This window comes from Lacticaseibacillus mingshuiensis (assembly GCF_016861785.1).
Lineage (GTDB): Bacteria > Bacillota > Bacilli > Lactobacillales > Lactobacillaceae > Lacticaseibacillus > Lacticaseibacillus mingshuiensis.
Map to the genome: position 1 here is coordinate 25,074 of NZ_BOLS01000007.1, position 17,632 is coordinate 42,705.

The 17,632-nt window shown below is 55.1% G+C and carries 13 protein-coding genes; 10 read left to right on the forward strand and 3 right to left on the reverse strand.

Features of this window, described 5'->3' with window-relative positions; translation table 11 throughout:
• Positions 1 to 332 precede the first annotated feature (332 nt).
• The 8 genes from JUE67_RS05675 to JUE67_RS05710 all read left to right on the forward strand — a co-directional run bounded on the left by JUE67_RS05675 (position 333) and on the right by JUE67_RS05710 (position 10,890).
• Positions 333 to 674 carry a hypothetical protein gene (locus JUE67_RS05675; RefSeq protein WP_203626529.1) on the forward strand — a complete coding sequence of 114 codons (342 nt, stop codon included), beginning with the start codon at positions 333 to 335 and terminating at the stop codon, positions 672 to 674.
• Between the two features lie 424 nt (positions 675 to 1,098).
• Positions 1,099 to 1,908, forward strand: a complete 810-nt coding sequence (locus tag JUE67_RS05680) for an HAD family hydrolase (protein WP_203637053.1) — start codon at positions 1,099 to 1,101, stop codon at positions 1,906 to 1,908.
• Positions 1,909 to 2,033: 125 nt separating this feature from the next.
• Complete coding sequence (locus JUE67_RS05685) at positions 2,034 to 3,026, forward strand: aldo/keto reductase (protein ID WP_203626527.1); 993 nt, start codon at positions 2,034 to 2,036, stop codon at positions 3,024 to 3,026.
• Between the two features lie 364 nt (positions 3,027 to 3,390).
• A complete protein-coding gene (locus JUE67_RS05690; RefSeq protein WP_203626526.1) occupies positions 3,391 to 6,702 on the forward strand; it encodes a vWA domain-containing protein in 3,312 nt (1,103 codons plus the stop codon).
• Position 6,703: 1 nt separating this feature from the next.
• Positions 6,704 to 8,011, forward strand: coding sequence for a pilin N-terminal domain-containing protein (locus tag JUE67_RS05695; protein WP_203626525.1), 1,308 nt, complete (start codon positions 6,704 to 6,706; stop codon positions 8,009 to 8,011).
• A 33-nt stretch (positions 8,012 to 8,044) separates the two neighbouring features.
• Complete coding sequence (locus JUE67_RS05700) at positions 8,045 to 9,412, forward strand: pilin N-terminal domain-containing protein (RefSeq protein WP_203637054.1); 1,368 nt, start codon at positions 8,045 to 8,047, stop codon at positions 9,410 to 9,412.
• On the forward strand, positions 9,369 to 9,791 hold the full coding sequence (locus JUE67_RS05705; protein WP_203626523.1) for a SpaA isopeptide-forming pilin-related protein: 423 nt from the start codon (positions 9,369 to 9,371) through the stop codon (positions 9,789 to 9,791). Before JUE67_RS05700 ends, JUE67_RS05705 begins: the two co-directional genes overlap by 44 nt.
• A gap of 76 nt (positions 9,792 to 9,867) precedes the next feature.
• Positions 9,868 to 10,890 carry a class C sortase gene (locus JUE67_RS05710; protein ID WP_203626522.1) on the forward strand — a complete coding sequence of 341 codons (1,023 nt, stop codon included), beginning with the start codon at positions 9,868 to 9,870 and terminating at the stop codon, positions 10,888 to 10,890.
• Positions 10,891 to 11,063: 173 nt separating this feature from the next.
• Here JUE67_RS05710 and JUE67_RS05715 read toward each other — a convergent pair whose 3' ends face one another.
• Both JUE67_RS05715 and JUE67_RS05720 read right to left on the reverse strand, forming a co-directional pair.
• Positions 11,064 to 11,834 (reverse strand): ABC transporter permease, encoded by a 771-nt coding sequence (locus tag JUE67_RS05715; protein ID WP_203626521.1) that lies wholly within the window; start codon positions 11,832 to 11,834, stop codon positions 11,064 to 11,066.
• Positions 11,831 to 12,754 (reverse strand): ABC transporter ATP-binding protein, encoded by a 924-nt coding sequence (locus tag JUE67_RS05720; RefSeq protein ID WP_203626520.1) that lies wholly within the window; start codon positions 12,752 to 12,754, stop codon positions 11,831 to 11,833. The genes JUE67_RS05715 and JUE67_RS05720 overlap by 4 nt, the downstream gene beginning before the upstream one ends.
• Before the next feature lie 129 nt (positions 12,755 to 12,883).
• On the opposite strand from JUE67_RS05720, the gene JUE67_RS05725 reads away from it, so the two are divergent.
• Positions 12,884 to 13,549 carry a response regulator transcription factor gene (locus JUE67_RS05725; protein ID WP_203626519.1) on the forward strand — a complete coding sequence of 222 codons (666 nt, stop codon included), beginning with the start codon at positions 12,884 to 12,886 and terminating at the stop codon, positions 13,547 to 13,549.
• A 551-nt stretch (positions 13,550 to 14,100) separates the two neighbouring features.
• Entirely contained in the window at positions 14,101 to 15,006 is a 906-nt protein-coding gene (locus tag JUE67_RS05730; RefSeq protein ID WP_203626518.1) for a sensor histidine kinase, read from the forward strand.
• 67 nt (positions 15,007 to 15,073) lie between these two features.
• Here JUE67_RS05730 and JUE67_RS05735 read toward each other — a convergent pair whose 3' ends face one another.
• Positions 15,074 to 17,611 (reverse strand): excinuclease ABC subunit UvrA, encoded by a 2,538-nt coding sequence (locus JUE67_RS05735; RefSeq protein WP_203626517.1) that lies wholly within the window; start codon positions 17,609 to 17,611, stop codon positions 15,074 to 15,076.
• Positions 17,612 to 17,632: the final 21 nt, after the last annotated feature.

Below are 17,632 nucleotides of genomic sequence, written 5' to 3' on the forward strand. Positions count from 1 at the left end.
GATAGCGCTATCACCTATATTTGTAACGAAAAAATGGTGACAAAGTGATGATAGACTGCGACTCGAATTTTGAGCGAGCCGTATCCAGTTTGTCTGGCCTTTTTTGGTGAGCGCCGCGCTACGCACCCTCCATAGCCGGGCTCCGCGAGGCAGGAATGAGACATCTAGTTGCCTCGTGCACTTGCGGCGAAGTGCGCCTCAAGCACCCGAGTCAAACTAGCCGCTCATTCCTAACCGCCCCGCTTCGCACCCTTTTTTCTTCGAGACTTGCGAATCCCGCCGCACTTGGCTATCGTATAGAGGTAGTACACTCAGGAAAGGATGGCTGAACTATGGCAAAATCAGTCACGATCAATGAACTGACACCGGATGCGCAAAACGCGGCGGTTGAAAGCTTTGCAAAATTCTACTTAGATAAATTCTCTAATGAGGGACTTGATGTGATCGCCCAGATCGATGGCACCGGCCACATCGCCGACATCAACCAGTGGCTGATCGACAATCCGGCGCTGTCCTCTGAGGCGCGCATCGCGGGGCTGCTTGTTGCCCGCCAGGACAATTTCGTTGAACTGCTTTCCGTCCTCAAGACGACCTTCAACGAATCCGGCATTCCAGACGTTTCCTGGAGCGACTGGTTCAAAGAACAAGAAACAAAGATTCCGCAGGGCCGCTGAGCGAGCCCGAGGTGACTGGCTATGATGGCCGGTCGCCTTTTTATTTTGCAGAAGCTTGAATTCGCTTCGTGATGGTAACACCAGCTGGCAGCAACCGTCAAAGATTTGGATCGGCTCAGGCAAAACAGACCGATGTCCGCGCCCAGTTTCCAGCAACCGGTCACAGCTGATCCCCTCATCCAATGCAGCACGCAAAAGTAGCGGAGGGGCTCGGCAGAATGGGCTCAGGGGTGAAATTATTCTTGGCGGTTCACCGCCTAGAATAAGGTCGAGCTTTGAGACTCGCACCGCGAGGCTCAAAGTCGTGCCCACCCCGTTCCAGCCTATTCTGCCGAACCCCGAAGCGGACGTTGGCCGAACCTCAACGCTTTACACGCTTCAAAAAGTAGGCGAAAATAAGTTGTACGCAAAGGAGGATGGCGCTTTGGACAACTATCTGATCGTCAGCGATATTGATGGCACGCTGGCCGTTGATCATAAACACGTGACGCCGCGGGTGCGCCGCGTGCTCAACGAACTGATGACCGCGGGCAACGATTTTTATGTGGCAAGCGGGCGCATGTACAACCTCGCCGAACAAATGGCGGCCGAAGTGGGGCCCCAAGCGAAAGTCATCGCGTCAAATGGCGCCGTCTATGAAGTGGCCGGCCGGCGCGTCCATCATCTGCTGGGCGAGGCGGCCCTGACTGCGGCGGAGCGGGCGACCGCCGCTGAAGCATTGAATGCCGTGTTTTTCAGCGACAGCCACGTCTATTACACGCGCACGCCACCGGCCGCCTTGGAAGCCGCGCTGGCAATGTTTGTTACCGACGATGCGCCGATCGAAGTGGAACAGCTTTTCGACGAAGCGGGCTTGTTGAAAAAAGCGGACGCGATCACCAACGGCCTGGTCCTCAGCATGAACGACGCAGGGGCCTTGCAGCGGACGCATGACGCCTTGACCGCAAGCGCGCTGCTGCACGTTTCCGCGTCGGATCCCACCAACATCGAGCTCATTCCCCACAATGTCGACAAAGCCCATGCAGTCGCGGAGCTCCAGGCCGCGACCGGCATTCCGGCCAGCCGCACGATCGCGTTTGGCGATGGCCTCAACGACATGGGGATGCTCGCCCAAGCTGGCATCAGCGTCGCAATGGGCAACGCGGTGCCAGAAGTGAAGCGGGCCGCGCGCTACGAGACGCTTGCCAACACGGAAGACGGCGTCGCGGTCTTTTTGGAAAATTGGTTCGCGTGATCAGCATGCGCTCTTTTTGGAAAAATTCGTTCGCGTGATCACCCATCGGCGCTACATCAAAGCTTCTGCACACTATTTTTCCAAGAGTCGTGCTACGCTTGAGTGAGACAAAAGGAGGATTCGCCATGTATTCTGCAAAAAGTGATCGTTATGACCAGCTGCCTGTGCGCCATGCCGGCAAGTCTGGGTTGGTATTACCTGTCGTGTCGCTCGGCCTGTGGCAACATTTCGGGTCCGCCGATCCACTGGCGGCGCGGCGGCAAGTGATCTTGTCCGCCTTTGACCACGGTGTTTTCCATTTCGATGTGGCCAATCATTATGGCGACGGGGATTTCGGCTCTAGTGAAAGCCTGCTGGGCCAAATTTTGCACAACGAACTCGCGCCTTATCGCGACGAATTGGTGATCTCAACGAAAGTCGGCTACGAGATCCATCCCGGCCCATTCGGCACTGGCACCTCGCGCAAGGCGGTACTTCAGGGCATCGACGACTCGTTGCGCCGGCTGCAGCTCGATTACGTCGATCTGTTTTACGCCCACCGGTTTGATGACACCGTCGACCTGGCGGAAACCGTCCGCGCGCTGGATGACGTCGTGCGGCAGGGCAAGGCGCTTTACATCGGCATCTCCAACTTTCAGACGCCGCAAGCACAGGAAGCCATCAAGTTGTTCCGCGAACTCGGCACGCCATTTGTCGTTGACCAGATGAGTTATAACTTATTTAATCGCGGCGTCGAGACTAGCGGCTTGCTGGACCTGTTGCGCAAGAGTGGCGACGGCCTGGTCGCTTATGGGCCGCTATCGGAGGGCCTGCTGTCGGACCGCTACCTCGGCGGCATTCCGGCGTCCTTCAAGATTCACCCGACCAACGAGGCGACTTTTGCAGGCGGCCGCGAAGCCGTCGTCAAGCAGCTCAACGCGCTCAACGATCTGGCGAAAAATCGTGACCAGACGCTGGCCCAAATGGCGCTCGCCTGGCTCCTTCACGATCCGGTCGTCACATCCGTCATCATTGGCACCACTTCGGTCGAGCATCTCGTCGACAATTTGGATGCGGCCAAGCACCTGACCTTTACAGCGGATGAACTCGCCGAGATCGACCAGATCACCGGGGCGTGATCGCCGTTTTGCTCAAATAACGGGTTGTCCGACTCCGCAATTTTGACGTCCGCGAAAATCGGGTGCCGTTTTCTGCCACGGGCGCGCGGGCCCGCCATTCCGTCAGAATGGACTCATATACAATAGAAGAAACACGTCATGAACTGTCAGCCAACGCTGGCAGTTTTTTTGATTCGAAAAATATTTTTGTCAATAACGGGGTTTATTATTTATTTTCGGCATTCCGACCTGTTACGATTTATTTATGGCAAAAGTTATCTCTTCCATAACAAGAATGGAGGGATGATATTTGAACCGGTTGCGAGATCCTTGTGCCTGTGTGTGAGTTGATGTGTTTTTTTACAATCAAGTTAGGGGGAAGCAAATGACGAAGAAGATCGTCCATGGCGTCATGGTCCTGATCTTGCTGTTGGTGCAGCTGCAAAGCCTTGTGACTGCCCGCGTTGCGCAAGCTTCGAGCGGGTCGAGCACAGTTTCGCAGAGCATCATCGCAAATGATGATCTCTCCATGACCGTCGATGGCGTGACCTCTGGTGAGACTATCGAATGGACTGTCACGTATGAGAAAAAGGCGGCCGGTTATGACCGGGCGCTCAAACTCCGTGTCAGCGCAAACGAGAATTTCGATACCCAGTTGACGCCGATCGGCCAAACAGCTTTCCACCGCATGCAGGCTCAGGGTGATGACCCTGACCAGCAGTGGTGGATCGAAAAAGAATATGCGCAAAGTGGCAACGGGACTGTGAAGTTCACCACGCCGCGCGCGCAAAACACGGTGTATGTTGCGGCTCAATTGAGCCAGACCACCGATGACGGGAACACCGATGTCCTCACCGGTGTCGACGCCGCCGCCCACAAAGTGACACTGGATACCAGTGTTGTGGACGTGCCGGCTGAAGAAGTTGACGTGCCAGCAACTGAAGAAGAAGCTGCCGCAACGGAAACTGCCCCGGAAGCGGAAGCAGCAAACCCAGAAACAGCTGCACCGGCGGAAGATGTCACTACTGAGGGCGAAGAAGAGAGTGTTATTCAAACAACTTCTACCAATGTGATTGCACGCTTTACCGCATGGAATCCTGTGGCTCGCGCTGCTGGTTCAGCAACGCCTGCAGATCCGTTCACATATACGAATTCGCCAACTAGTGCCAACCAATATCCAACCTATAGCACCGAGTATTGGTCAACTGCTGAACACAAAGATACCGTTAGCAATTTCAATTATGGCGGAACGAATCATGACGGTGCTAGCACAACCGCTGCGCTGCCTGGCGCAGCTTTGAACATGGATTCCGGGTACCATAAATATACGGATGACAAAGGGATGACGGTTGGTTATACCAAAAAAACAGTCTCTGCGACCCTTGATCCAACGAAATTCAACGTGCAACTCGACATGATTGGCGAGCAGATCAAACCTGTGCCAAAGGTCGATGTGGTTCTTGTGATCGATCACTCTAACAGTATGAGTTACGTCGACTCGAATACTGACCGGAGAACCCGTTGGCAAAAGCTTGTGGCCGCGGTTGAGACATTTTCAGAAAGCATGCTTTCTTCGGAAAATGATGTCCAAATTGGGATGGTTGGTTTCGGGACACTTGATAATAGTAATCAGACCCGTACACCATTCGCTGAAATTGCGTCATTCTCTCCAATATCTTCCGGGACTGTTAAAGGCTTTACTGATGACGTGAATGCTTTAAAGGGACACGAGTTGCTCAGGACCTATCAGGGATACTTCACGCCGACTTACATCGGTTTTGAGACCGGCTTGTACCTCCTTTCAAATGAGGCTATGGGTGCGCGTGAGGGTGCACATAAAGTTATCATCACGGTAACTGATGGGCAGGCTAACGAGATGGCGACAAATTCATATAGCTCAAATGGTACCCAGTCTTTAGCAGATTCATTGCTTAACAGCACTAAGGTCGGCCAAACAACCCGGGCCAACAACACAGTGCAACGTTTTTATGTAAACAATTCGAGGTATCATACGTCCAGTTCGGCCTCAGCCAACACACCTGGCTATGTAAGAAACCGGCTGGCTCAATTCCCGGGTGTGGACGCATACTCTATTGGTCTCTACACTGGAAATGACGCTGCAAATACGCTTAATGCCTTGGGGCCAAAAGGCAATCACTACGCGGAAAATGTGGGACAGCTGATTGCGGCATTGAACGCAATCACAGATCCATATTTAAGGACAATCCAAAACGCAACCGTTTCAGATCCAATGAGTGACTTTGTAACATTGGATAGAAATTCAATCACGAAAGAGCGATTGAAGGTGACAAACGGTGTTGCGACGCCTTCCGCGATTTTACCAACTGAGACGGATTATGCGTCTGTTGTTGATGTCACGAGCACATCGAACGGAATCAACATTAGCAATCTGACACTGGGTTCAGATCAGGGCAGTCTTCAAGGTTATCGAATCACTTATGAAGTCACCCTGAAAGCTGAATATCAAGACGGGCACTTTTACCCAACGAATGGCACGACTTATCTGCTAAACAACGTCGCTAATGAGAAAGATTATCTGCACTTTGCAGTTCCATCTGTGCGGCTCGAATCAAATCGAGACATAGCAGTGAAAAAGGAATGGTTGAATGACCAGAATGACGTCTACAAGCTTCGTCAAAATGTAAAGATGAATCTTCAAGAAAAGACTGCAACTGGTTGGACAACCATAGACTCAGAGACCCTTTCTGAATCGAATAATTGGACCTACACCTTCACTGACCTGCCACAGTATGCAAACGGGAGCAAAATTGAATATCAGGTTCGCGAAGCAGTGGTGGTCAATGGCGTTGAGCAAGAGCGTGTGCCAGGCTACTATGCGCCTGAATATTCATCCGCTAGCGCAAACAACGTGACGACATGGACCGTCAAGAATACATTGAAGACGGCAAGTTTCGGTTTCACCAAGTATAAAGTGGATACGAATACCGAGTGGGATGATGTTAAATTCAGGCTTGAACGCGATTCGAGTAATCTCTCGATTGGTGAGATCTCGGAGGACGGTGGGAAGGTCAACTTCTCGGGGCTTGCTATGGGTAACTATACCTTGGTTGAAGAGACCCCAACTGGGATCAAGCCTGTGACCCACACTGTGCAGGTGACAGACACCGAAGATGGCTTGTCAGTCACCAGCACACTTGGGGCAGACAACCAGTTCATCAATGAATACAAAAACTTCGAACTAACTTTCATCAAGACGGATTCCGAAACTGGTGATGTCCTTCAAGGCGCGAAGTTTGCCCTCAAGCAAGGCAATCAGACTTTGGAAGAAACTGCAACTGGATCAGATGGTAAGATCGTCTTCGCACACGAACTTGCCCCTGGCGACTATGTGCTTGAAGAAACTGAAGTGCCAGCTGGCTATCTTCAGCTTGATGCAGACATCCACTTCACCGTTAACAATAATGGCACCGTCACGCTGACGCCATACACTGGTAGCGACAGTGCAGATGTTCAGGTAAATCTTGAACATGAATTAGAAGATGGCGACACCCTGAACCAAGTGACCATCACGGCGAGCAACATTCCAGAGCGCACGAACTTGCCACGTACTGGCGGACCTGGTATCTGGGGCTACGTCGCCTTGGCTACCTCCCTGGTATTCCTGGCAGGTGGGCTGATGGTCCACAACCGTAAATCTGTGAAGGAGGGGCAGTAACATGAAAAAGAAGTGGCTTTTATTTCTCGCCGCGGCCTTAATGGCATTGCCTTTCCTCGGAAAAGCGGCAACTGTTCAGGCAGCACCAGCTTCCAGCGATGACATCCAAGTCGTGCTTCACAAACGTGTTTTCCGTGAAGCGCGAATTGTCGATGAACAAAATCCTTGGAGCTATGAAAACGATGGGCTTGCAAAAGAAAATGACCCGCTTTCGTTTGGGTTGAACGGCGCGAACTTTGTCGTTTATGACCTGAGCGACCGCTTGGCGGAAGACCTTGAAGCCGCAAAGGGGACGGGCAAATCACAAGCTGATGTGAAAGCCGAGTTGGTGGAAGAATTCCGTAAACTCGGTCGCCGCCAATCGCTGGAATACGCTGCGGACAATAATCTCCGCAATGTGACCCCGACTGGCTCCGGCAAGACTGGCTATGACTCGGAACTGGACGAAAACGGGATCGCGCGGTTTGACATGCCGACCTATACCAGTGACGGGCAAATGGCAGCTTACTTGCTTTTGGAAACGCACGTTGATAAAGACACCTTGCTCAACGTGGATATGTACAAGCGGGCACTGCCAATCGTGGTGATCACCCCGTTTGCCAATCCAAGTGATCAGACCAAGTTGCTCGATACCATTCACGTTTATAGCAAAAACATCGGTTACGTTCGAGATCCGTACTTCTTCAAGTATGGGAAGAACGCGGATGGCACCGAAGTTCCGCTGCAAGGCGCGACCTTTGCCATTACCCGTTACGAAAATGGCCAGAAGCTCTATCTGTCCATGAGCCCCGTAACTGACTTGCGTAACGAATGGATCACCTCTTCTGACCCACTGAACGATTCTCGTGTCGATAAGTTCGTTTCTGACGAACGCGGGCTTGTCGATTCAGGGCAGCGATTCCTGCCAAGTGGGACCTTCTACTTCGAAGAATTGACTTCTGTTTCAGGTTATATCAATGACCTGACGCCGACCTCAGTGAAGATCGAGATTCCAGAAGAATGGTATGACGAAAATGGCAACTTCAACTATGTAACCATCAACGGCCAGAACCTGTTGGAAGCAGAATCCGGTATTGTGCCGGAAGAAGCGATCGCGCTGGCAATGCCGCGTATCTACAACAGTCAGGCTTCAACAACGACAGCCGCCACACCGACAACACCGACAACACCATCCAAGTCGAGTCCAAGTGGGATACTGCCAAGTATGAGCGATGCTCAGGCATGGCTGTTGGCGATCATCGGGCTTGTCGTGATGGTTGGCTCATGGTTCATTATTCGTCGTCGTGTTCAAAATAAGGCTGCCAATTAAGCCGACACTCACTCTTTAGGGGGAACTTAATCAATGAAATCAGCAACCTTTACCAAACTGACCCGCACCGCGTTGGCCGGAATGATGGCCTGCTCGATGGCACTGACTGCGGTTGCCGCAACAGTTTCGACTGGCGGTGTGATGGTGCGTGCGGCGGAAAATAAGACCGTCGAGAAGACGACTATCGAACTTCACAAGAAAGCCATCTACGATAACACTACCAAAGAAAATACTGGTAGTAGCATCACCTATTTCGACAACTTGGATCCGGTCAGCGGTGTGACATTCACACCTTACAACGTGACACAATGGGTTCAGGACAATACAGCCAAATATCTTTCTGCGGAAAATGCAGTTGAGTACCTGACGGCAAACTGGAATCAGATGAAGGTAGAATTGGCCGGACAGCAACTTTCCTCAGAGGTGACGGCAGACAAGACGGGTATTGCGACATTCAAGCTGCCAAGTCGTACCCTACTGACGAATGGCCAATATCGTAACAGCATCTATTTGTTTGAGGAAACTGCAAGCGCCCATGATGATAGCTTCATGCGGGCTGCCCCGATGGTTGTCGGGCTTTCTACTGAGTTGAAGGCGCTGGACAAAGTGATCGTGTATCCAAAGAACGTTGGGTTGGAAAAGGATCTCTATGTCAACAACACTATTATGGATGATTTCGGTGCTTACAGCTTCGAAGTGGGCCAGCAGCTGACCTACAAGTCTACCATGACGGTTCCGGAGAATATCCTTCACCGGTACGAGGATAGCGACGAGAACGAACAATATACCTACCAATATCTGAGCTTCCTCGATGTGATGACGCAAGCCGGCACTGACTTTGGGGGCGTTACCTCGATTGCGACCACCGATGCGCCACTGGTTAATTTGTTGGATGAATTTAACCAGTTCGGTAGCGCAGTTACCTCTAATGATGCTGCTTGGGCAGACACGCTAGAAGGCCTGTCAAATTTCAACGCGGATCCTCACGCTGGTTTCTATTACAACTTTGATTTGGGCGCCAACGAGCTGACCGAAGACGTAGAAGCGCTGCTCGGAAGGATCACCGGCAAGACCCTGACCTTCACTTATACGGTTACAATCAATGAAGAAGCCGAAGAGCATCAAGATATCGGCAACAACTTCTATGTACGATATCACAATGGCCAAAGCGATTTCACCGTGAGTGATGATGCGCCAGTGATCGAGACATCGGGCCATGATTTTACCAAGATCAGCAGTGCTGATGATAAGGTGAAGTTGGCAGGTGCGGAATTTGTATTGAGCCGCAATCTCAATGGAACCACTGAATATGCGAAGTTCAACTACGACGCCGGGAATGGGCCGGATAGTGGCGAATATGCCCCATCCAGCATTACCTGGTATACGGGACGAGACTCTTGAAGAAGCGCAAGACGACAAGCATGTATCCACGTTCACAACGGACGCTGATGGCTATGTTGGGTTCCGCGGCCTCGCAGCGGAGACGATTGGCGTAGATGCAGAGGGTAAGGCTACCAAGAATCTCATCAGTTACACACTGACCGAAACGAAAGCGCCGGCTGGGTATGAGATCAGTGCAAATCCGCACACGCCTTTCAACGTGACGCTGAGTGCTATTGATGAAACTGAGCTTCCAATGGTAGGAAAGAAATCCATCACCAACACCCCTGACAAGTCCATTCTGCCTGTCACGGGTGCCAACGGGATCATTGGCTTCCTTGTCCTTGGGGCGGCTGCCATGGGTGGCGCGACCATTTACAACAAGAAGCGTAAGGCTTAATCACCGCAAGATCCTAACTTTTGCTTCACGCCGAAACGGGCCCCCGCGCCCGTTTTTGGCGTAGAAAGGAGATCGTATGGCCAAAAAGGAAACGCAACCGCCAACAAAGAAACGCAAGAAGCGCCTATTTTCTGACATTCTGGTGATCATCATCTTCTTCACCGGACTGGCAGTGTTCGCCTATCCTTTTGTGGCAAATGCGGTCAACAATCTCGTCATGTCATATCGGCAGAAGCAAGATGCGGCGATCATCAAGGAAAATGCCAAGAAGCAGGCCGCCGAGCGTGAGGCGCAAAACAAGAAGATCGCGGAGATCGGTTTGCGGCCAAACGCCGATATCTTCAAGGCCACAGGCAAGGTCAGTGGCACAGCTGCGTATTTGCAGAAGCACTTGATCGGAGCGGTCACCATTCCAAGCATTCGCATCAATATTCCACTCTACGATGATACGAATGAAACGACGCTTCAATCTGGCGCAGCCGTCTTGCCCGGGACGAGTTTTCCAACGGGCAAGAAAAATACGCACACGGTGATCTCGGCGCACAGCGCGTTGCCGGGCAAACAGCTTTTCACCGACCTTGAGAAGGTGAAAAAAGGCGAGCAGTTTATTATCACCGTTGATAGTAAGCACATGGCTTATGAAGTCGACACCATCGAAGTCGTGGAACCGGATGACACCAGTTCGCTCACGCTCCAGGCAGGGCGCGATATTGCGACTTTGATGACGTGCACCCCGTACATGATCAACTCCCACCGCCTCCTCGTCACCGGCCACCGCGTCCCGTACACGGAGGAGCTTGCGGCCGATGCGAAAAAGGCGGATCAGCACCGCAACTGGCTCAGCATTGCCCTCATTGCCCTGGCGGTGGGGGGCGCTGCGCTGGCGATCTGGCTGATCGTGCGGGCGGTGCGCAAGTATAAGGCGAAGAAGGCGGCTGCGGCCGGTGCCGGCACCGAGGCGTTGGCAGCGAAAAACGTCACCGAATCGCCGGCATCTGGCGGGACGGGAGCTGGCACGGACGGTCACGCAGCAGATGATGCAGGCGACCAACCGGCAAAAACAGCTGGTGACCCGCCGGATTCCCATTCACCTTCATAAGGAATCAACAAGAAGCAGTCGCAAACGCCAATGCGACTGCTTTTTGCATGCCCAAAATGCAGCGTCAAAAAGGCCGCGAAACGCCGTTATACCAGCGCTTCGCGGCCCTTAAACCACAACCAAAAAGAATTTTGCTTCCTATTAAATAGTAACCACAGACCCGGGTCCCAGCCTCACAGTTCCCGATGCCGAATCACAGCCGCAGACCCGACAAGCGAGAGGAGCACCAGCCCAATGCAGGTGCCGAGATAGGGCCACAGGGCGTCTACCTTGAGCGTCCCCAGCGCAATATTTTCGGCGGCGCCAGTGACGTCAAAGTATTTCAGCCAATTCCACTGCGTCAGCGCCTCGATCACGCCGATCAGAATCGGCCACAGCGCGATGAAGACGGAGGCGATCACGTTGGAGCCGGTCGCGACCAGCAAGACGATGGCCAGGCTGAAGACCGCGCTGATGAAAAAGGCGATCGTCAGACTTTCCGTTGCGGTGTTGCCGAGCAGCGTGCCGAGGTTTTCGCCCAGCGACCGCCCGGCGAGGCCGTTGACCGCCAGCGCGGTGAGGTAATAGATGAAGATCAGGACCAGCATGTCGACCACCAGCGTCACGTATTTGGCAAAGATGAACTGCAGGCGCGAGATGCCGGATAGCAGGGTGTTCTTATATGTTTTTTGGGAAAATTCGTAGCCAATCAAGATCACGAACAGGCCGATGTAGAGATAGACGAGCAGGCTGCTGGAAAGGGTGGCCGCCTGAAGCGATTCGATCGCGGTCCAAGACTTACTTGCCAGCTTGTCGAGGTTCGTCGTGTCTGTTTGAATCATGACCCCGCCGACACTTTTGAAGCCGACAATCAGGGCGCTGAGGGCGATCGTGGCCAACACGACGAGGTAGTAGCCCAGGGTGTGGAATTGCCGGTAGAGATCCGCGCGCATTTGATTGATCATTTGACTGCCCCCTCTGCTTCCTGCAAGAGATGCGTGTAGTAGTCCTCGAGCGAACTGGCACGATGGCTAAAATCCTCGACCACGATGCCGCCGCTGACCAGCGTGTGATTGATCAAGCCAGCGTCCGCGTCTTTTTGCATGATCAATATATGGGTGCGGTCCTGAACTTGGAAAGGCGTGATGTGCGCTTGATCCAGCAGGCGCGCTGTTTTCGCGGTGTCGTCGACCGTGATCAGAAGGCCCGCTTGGTTGGCCTCGTCCAGTTCCGCTTTGGTCAGCTCCTTGATCAGGGTGCCGTGGTGCAGGATGCCAAATCGCGTCGAGACTTGATAAAGCTCGGTCAGGATGTGGCTGGAGATCAAGATGGTGACGTGTTGCTCCTGATTGAGCCGTTGAAGCAGGGCGCGAAATTCCATGATGCCGGTTGGATCCAGCCCGTTGATCGGTTCATCCAGAATGAGAAAATCGGGATGCGGTAAAATTGCCAGGCCGAGGCCCAACCGCTGACGTTGGCCCAGCGAAAGATTTTTGGCCTTGGTGTTGCGCTTGGCGGTCAGCCCAACGAAGGCGATCGTCTCATCGATCTCCTGTTGGCTGCCTTGGCCATGTTGAATCGCGCACACTTTTAAGTTTTGCGCGACCGTCAATTTTTCAAAGAGGGCCGGGCTTTCGATGACGGCGCCAATGCGACTCAGGCTGCGACTGGCATGGCCGACATGCTCGCCCAGTAACTCGATGTCGCCGGTCTGAAGTGGCGACAGGCCGGTCATCAGGCGCATCAAGGTTGTTTTGCCGGCACCATTTTCACCGATCAGGCCGTAGATGTCGCCTTTGCCGATCGTCAAACTGACGTGGTTGAGTGCCTGGAAGTGGCCGAAATGTTTGTCGACGTTTTTGATCGTACAGATCGTTTCACTCATGATTTCTCCTCCTTAGGGTCAACATCATTTTCGCAGGCGTTTCTTAACTTGCGCCATAATCGTTCCTTAATTAAAGCTAAATTGTTCGCTCGGGTCAGCTGGGCTAAAATGGCTGGGGAGGAAACACTCATGCAGACCATGCTCGTTGTTGAAGATCATGAAGACATTCAGGCGCTGCTCAAACAGGTGCTCAGCGATCAGTATCAGGTGGCCCAGGCGTTTTCTGGGAGCGAGGCGCTGACTGTTTTTGACACCGCAAAGCCAGATCTGGTGTTGCTGGATCTGATGTTGCCGACGATCGATGGCGACAGCGTCCTCAAGTTGATTCGGCGCCACTCCCAAGTGCCGGTGATTGTGCTCACCGCGATCACGGACAAGCAGCGGACGGTCGCCTTGTTGAAAAATGGGGCGAATGATTATCTGACCAAGCCGTTTGATATTGATGAATTGCTGGCCCGCATTCAGGTACAACTGCGAGCCACGGTGATCATCCCGGAAACGCATCTGTGCTTTGAGGCGATCGACATCGACACTGCGACGCACACGGTTCAGATCGCGGGGCACCCCCTGACCCTACCGAAAAAAGAGTTCGCGATGCTCAGCCTTCTAACCGCGCATCCGCACCAAGTGTACAACAAGCAGGCGCTTTATGAAGCCGTCTGGCACGAGCCGTTTCTCAATGCGGACAACACGTTGAACGTGCACCTCAGCAATCTCCGCACCAAGATCAATGACCTCGCCCCTGAGCCGCATTACATCGTGTCGCTCTGGGGCATCGGCGTGCGACTGGTGTGAAAAGGGTGCGAAGCGCGGCGTTTAGGTCTGAGCAGCTAGTGCGGCCTGGGCGGTTGATGGCGCACTTAGCCATCAGGCGACCAGGACGACTAGATGCCTCAGACCTGCCGCGCGGAGCCCAACTGAAAAAGGGTGCGAAGCGCGGCGTTTAGGTCTGAGCAGCTAGTGCGGCCTGGGCGGTTGATGGCGCACTTAGCCATCAGGCGACCAGGACGACTAGATGCCTCAGACCTGCCGCGCGGAGCCCAACTGAAAAAGGGTGCGAAGCGCGGCGTTTAGGTCTGAGCAGCTAGTGCGGCCTGGGCGGTTGATGGCGCACTTAGCCATCAGGCGACCAGGACGACTAGATGCCTCAGACCTGCCGCACGGAGCCCAACTGTAGGGTGCGCAGGCCCGCGGGATGGCAGGGCAGCTAACTTGGCTCGGGTGCTTGAGGCGCTCTTCGCCTCGAGTGCACGAGACAGCTAGATGTCCCTGACATGCGGGCCGAAGCCCAACTGTAGGGTGCGCAGGCCCGCGGGATGGCAGAGTATCGATAGGGGGAAAAGACAATGCTATTTGTAGCGTTCGGGTTGGCCGCGCTCGCCTTGATCCTCGGCGTGCTGTTGGGCCTTGTGCTGCTGGATCTGCGTCGCATGACCCGCGACCTGACCTATTTGAACGGCCGCACGACAAATGCCGGCGTGACGACTTACACGGCGCTACGCCCGGTCCGTGCGCTGGCCGCGGCGATCAATGCGAGTCTGATCAAGCGCCGCCAGCTTCAGGCCGCCCAGTTTGATCAGCAGCAGAAGGTCCACCGTATGCTGACGAACCTGACCCATGACATCAAGACGCCGCTGACCGTTGCCACCGGCTATGTCCAGCTCCTTGCCCGCGACGCCGCCCCGGCTCAGCAAGACGCGTTTCGCCGCGTGCAGCACAACCTGGGCTCGGTCGATTATTACCTGACCTATTTGCTGGACTTCAATTTGATTCAGGAAAAAAGCGCCAGTCTCGACCTCAGTGACGTGGATCTCAGTGCACTGGTCGAAACGGCGCTCTTCAACGACTATGACAAATTAACGGAACAAAAGATCAACGTGGTACCGCACATCGAAACTGGCCTGCATCTTCACAGCGACCAGGCGCTGTTGCGGCGAATCGTCCAAAATGCGCTGAGCAATTGGCTCAAATATGCGGCCCGCACCGCGACGGTCAGCCTTGACCAGCTCGATGCCGGTCACATCCAATTGCGCTTTGACAATGAGACCGACGCGCCGGTGCAAGATGGCGAGACCCTGACGACGCGCTTTTACACGAGTGATCAGGCGCGGACGCAGCTGCCCAGCAACGGGCTCGGCCTAAATATTATCCACACCTTGGCGACCACACTGGGTGGCACAATGGCGATCAAGACCGAACCGGGGCACTTTAGCCTGACACTGATTTTCAAGACGGATAAGTTTACTGCCTGATTCCCAATCAAGAGGCGCGCGCCCGATTCGGATCGCGCGAAGCCGACCCCCGGTTTAAGCCCCCAGTTCACGCCAGCCCAAATCGCCGCAAATGATCCGCCAGATACTTTCCGGTATGCCCAGCGCCACTGGCTGCGACCTGCGCCGGGGTGCCGGACGCGACGATCTGGCCGCCTTCACTGCCACCGCCCGGCCCCATGTCGAGGATGTAATCAGCGTTGGCCAGCACATCCAGGTCGTGCTCGATTGCCAGCACCGTGCCGCCTGCGTCGATCAGCGATTGGAAAACACCGAGCAGCACCTGCACATCAAGGGGATGCAGCCCGACAGACGGCTCGTCGAAGACAAACAGCGTCCCGTTTTGTGCCCGGCCCATGTGCGCTGTCAGCTTCAATCGCTGAGCCTCGCCGCCGGATAACGTCGGGGTGCTTTCGCCCAGATGCAGATAACCGAGTCCCATATCATGCAGCGTCTGCAAGGTTTTCTCGATCGCCGGCAGCGCCTCCAGCACCGGCAACGCCTCGTCGACCGAGAGATCCAGCAGGTCGGCAATGCTGCGGTCGTGCCAGCGGACTTCGAGCACCTTTTGCGCATAGCGCCGGCCGCCGCATGTCGGACACACCGTTTGCATGTCCGGCAGATACTGAATGTCCAGATTGATGGTGCCGGTGCCCCCGCAAGTCGGACACGCGCCAGCCGCGACATTATAGGAAAAATCGCTTGCGGTATACCCGCGTTCGGTGCTTTCGGGCAGCCCCGCGAACAGCGCCCGCAGATTGTCCAAAATGTTGGTGTACGTGGCCACCGTGGAGCGCACATTTTTCCCGACCGGACTGGCGTCGATGGCAACGACCCGCCGCAGCCCGCCGCGAACGAGGTCGCGCGTCCAACTCGGCGCCGGGGCGGCCTTGGTCGCGGTGAGCGCCGGGACCAGGCCGTCGAACACCAAGGTCGATTTGCCGGCACCGGAAAAGCCAGAGACAACGGACATCTGATTGAGCGGCAGGCGCACGGTCAGATCATGGAGATTGAAGCGGTCAGTGACGGTCACGCCGAACCATTTTTTCACCAGCGGTTCGCGGCGCCGGGCGGTGGACCGCACGGATAGCGGCGCCTGCCCGGTGAGAAACGGGCCAATGAGGGACGTCGGGCGCGCGGCGATGGCGGCGGGGGTGCCTTGATTGAGCAGACGCCCGCCAGCGCTGCCGGCACCGGGGCCGATCTCGAGGACCTGGTCGGCGGCTTCGATGATCGCGGTGTCGTGGTCGACAACGATCACGGAATTGCCCTGATCGACCAGGCTGCGCATCACCTCCAGCAGGCCCGCGACATTGGCGGGATGCAAGCCGATCGACGGCTCATCGAGGACGTACAAGACGCCGGTGGTCTGGGTGCGCAGCGTGCGGGCCAGCTGAATCCGCTGAAGCTCCCCGGTCGACAGGCTCATACCGGCGCGGCTGAGCGTCAGATAGCCGAGGCCAAGATCGCGCAGCGGGGTCAGAATCTGGGTCAACTCGCGCAGGATGTCTTGGGCCAGCGGCTGCATGTCATCCGGCAGCCAGGTGAAAATAGTGGGGATGAAGGCCGTTAATTCGGAAAGCGTCATGTCGGACACTTGGGCAATATTTTTCCCATTGAGCCATTGCGTCAACAATTCCGGCTTGAAGCGGCTGCCGTGGCAAGTCGGACAGGTGCCGAATTCGTAGAACTTATTCAGCCGCGCGATCGCCCGCTCGTTGGTCGTGGTCTTCATTGAATCCTCGACCGCATTGAACGCATTCTCGTACACCGCGTTGTCCATGTGGAAAATTTTGCCAGTCTTGGACGGAATGTTGATGGCAAAAGTCTGCCGTGGGCCATGCCACACCATTTCCTGTTGGGCGGCGGGCAGATCCTCAAACGGGGTGTCGATATCGACGCCGGCGTATTGCGCGACGATCTGCATAAAGTTGCGGCCGGGCAGCCGCCATGAGGCCACGGCGCCTTCGCGAATGGTTTTCGTCGGATCGGGAATCAGGCGGCTGACGGCGAGTGTTTTCGCTTGACCGGTGCCGTCGCAGGCGGGACACGCGCCCGTCGAGTTGAAGGCAAAATCCTCGGCGCCATACGCGCGAAACGCGACCCCACAAGTCGGGCAGGTGATCACGCCCATGCCGGAACCCGGCACATTCGGCAGATCCATCGCCTCGGCGATCTTCAAGGTCGGCGGCACCTGATGCCCATTGGGACAGCGCGGCGACCCCAGCCGGGAAAAGGCGAGCCGCAGGACATTCAGCGCCTCGGTCGTCGTGCCCACGGTCGAGCGGATGCCGGGCACCACCGGCCGCTGCCGCAACGCGATCGCGCTGGGGATGTGCTCGACTTTTTCCACCTTGGCGTGCCCGACCTGGCCGAGCCGGCGTCGCGTATACGTGGACAGTGCGGAGACATAGCGGCGCATGCCCTCCGAATACAGCACGCCCATCGCGAGCGACGATTTGCCCGACCCACTGCGGCCGGTGATCGCGACAAGCTGATGGAGCGGAATGTCGACGGAGAGTTGCTTGAGATTGTGCTCATACGCGCCAATCACGCGGATGGCGCTTGGAATCGTGGTAGAATGCATGTAAACACCTCGAGAGAAGGA

Bases quoted from the DNA above. Each gene is read 5' to 3' on its own strand.
- JUE67_RS05675 (WP_203626529.1), top strand. From the start codon at position 333: ATGGCAAAATCAGTCACGATCAATGAACTGACACCGGATGCGCAAAAC.
- JUE67_RS05685 (WP_203626527.1), top strand. From the start codon at position 2,034: ATGTATTCTGCAAAAAGTGATCGTTATGACCAGCTGCCTGTGCGCCAT.
- JUE67_RS05690 (WP_203626526.1), top strand. From the start codon at position 3,391: ATGACGAAGAAGATCGTCCATGGCGTCATGGTCCTGATCTTGCTGTTG.
- JUE67_RS05695 (WP_203626525.1), top strand. From the start codon at position 6,704: ATGAAAAAGAAGTGGCTTTTATTTCTCGCCGCGGCCTTAATGGCATTG.
- JUE67_RS05700 (WP_203637054.1), top strand. From the start codon at position 8,045: ATGAAATCAGCAACCTTTACCAAACTGACCCGCACCGCGTTGGCCGGA.
- JUE67_RS05705 (WP_203626523.1), top strand. From the start codon at position 9,369: ATGCCCCATCCAGCATTACCTGGTATACGGGACGAGACTCTTGAAGAA.
- JUE67_RS05710 (WP_203626522.1), top strand. From the start codon at position 9,868: ATGGCCAAAAAGGAAACGCAACCGCCAACAAAGAAACGCAAGAAGCGC.
- JUE67_RS05715 (WP_203626521.1), bottom strand. From the start codon at position 11,834: ATGATCAATCAAATGCGCGCGGATCTCTACCGGCAATTCCACACCCTG.
- JUE67_RS05720 (WP_203626520.1), bottom strand. From the start codon at position 12,754: ATGAGTGAAACGATCTGTACGATCAAAAACGTCGACAAACATTTCGGC.
- JUE67_RS05725 (WP_203626519.1), top strand. From the start codon at position 12,884: ATGCAGACCATGCTCGTTGTTGAAGATCATGAAGACATTCAGGCGCTG.
- JUE67_RS05730 (WP_203626518.1), top strand. From the start codon at position 14,101: ATGCTATTTGTAGCGTTCGGGTTGGCCGCGCTCGCCTTGATCCTCGGC.
- JUE67_RS05735 (WP_203626517.1), bottom strand. From the start codon at position 17,611: ATGCATTCTACCACGATTCCAAGCGCCATCCGCGTGATTGGCGCGTAT.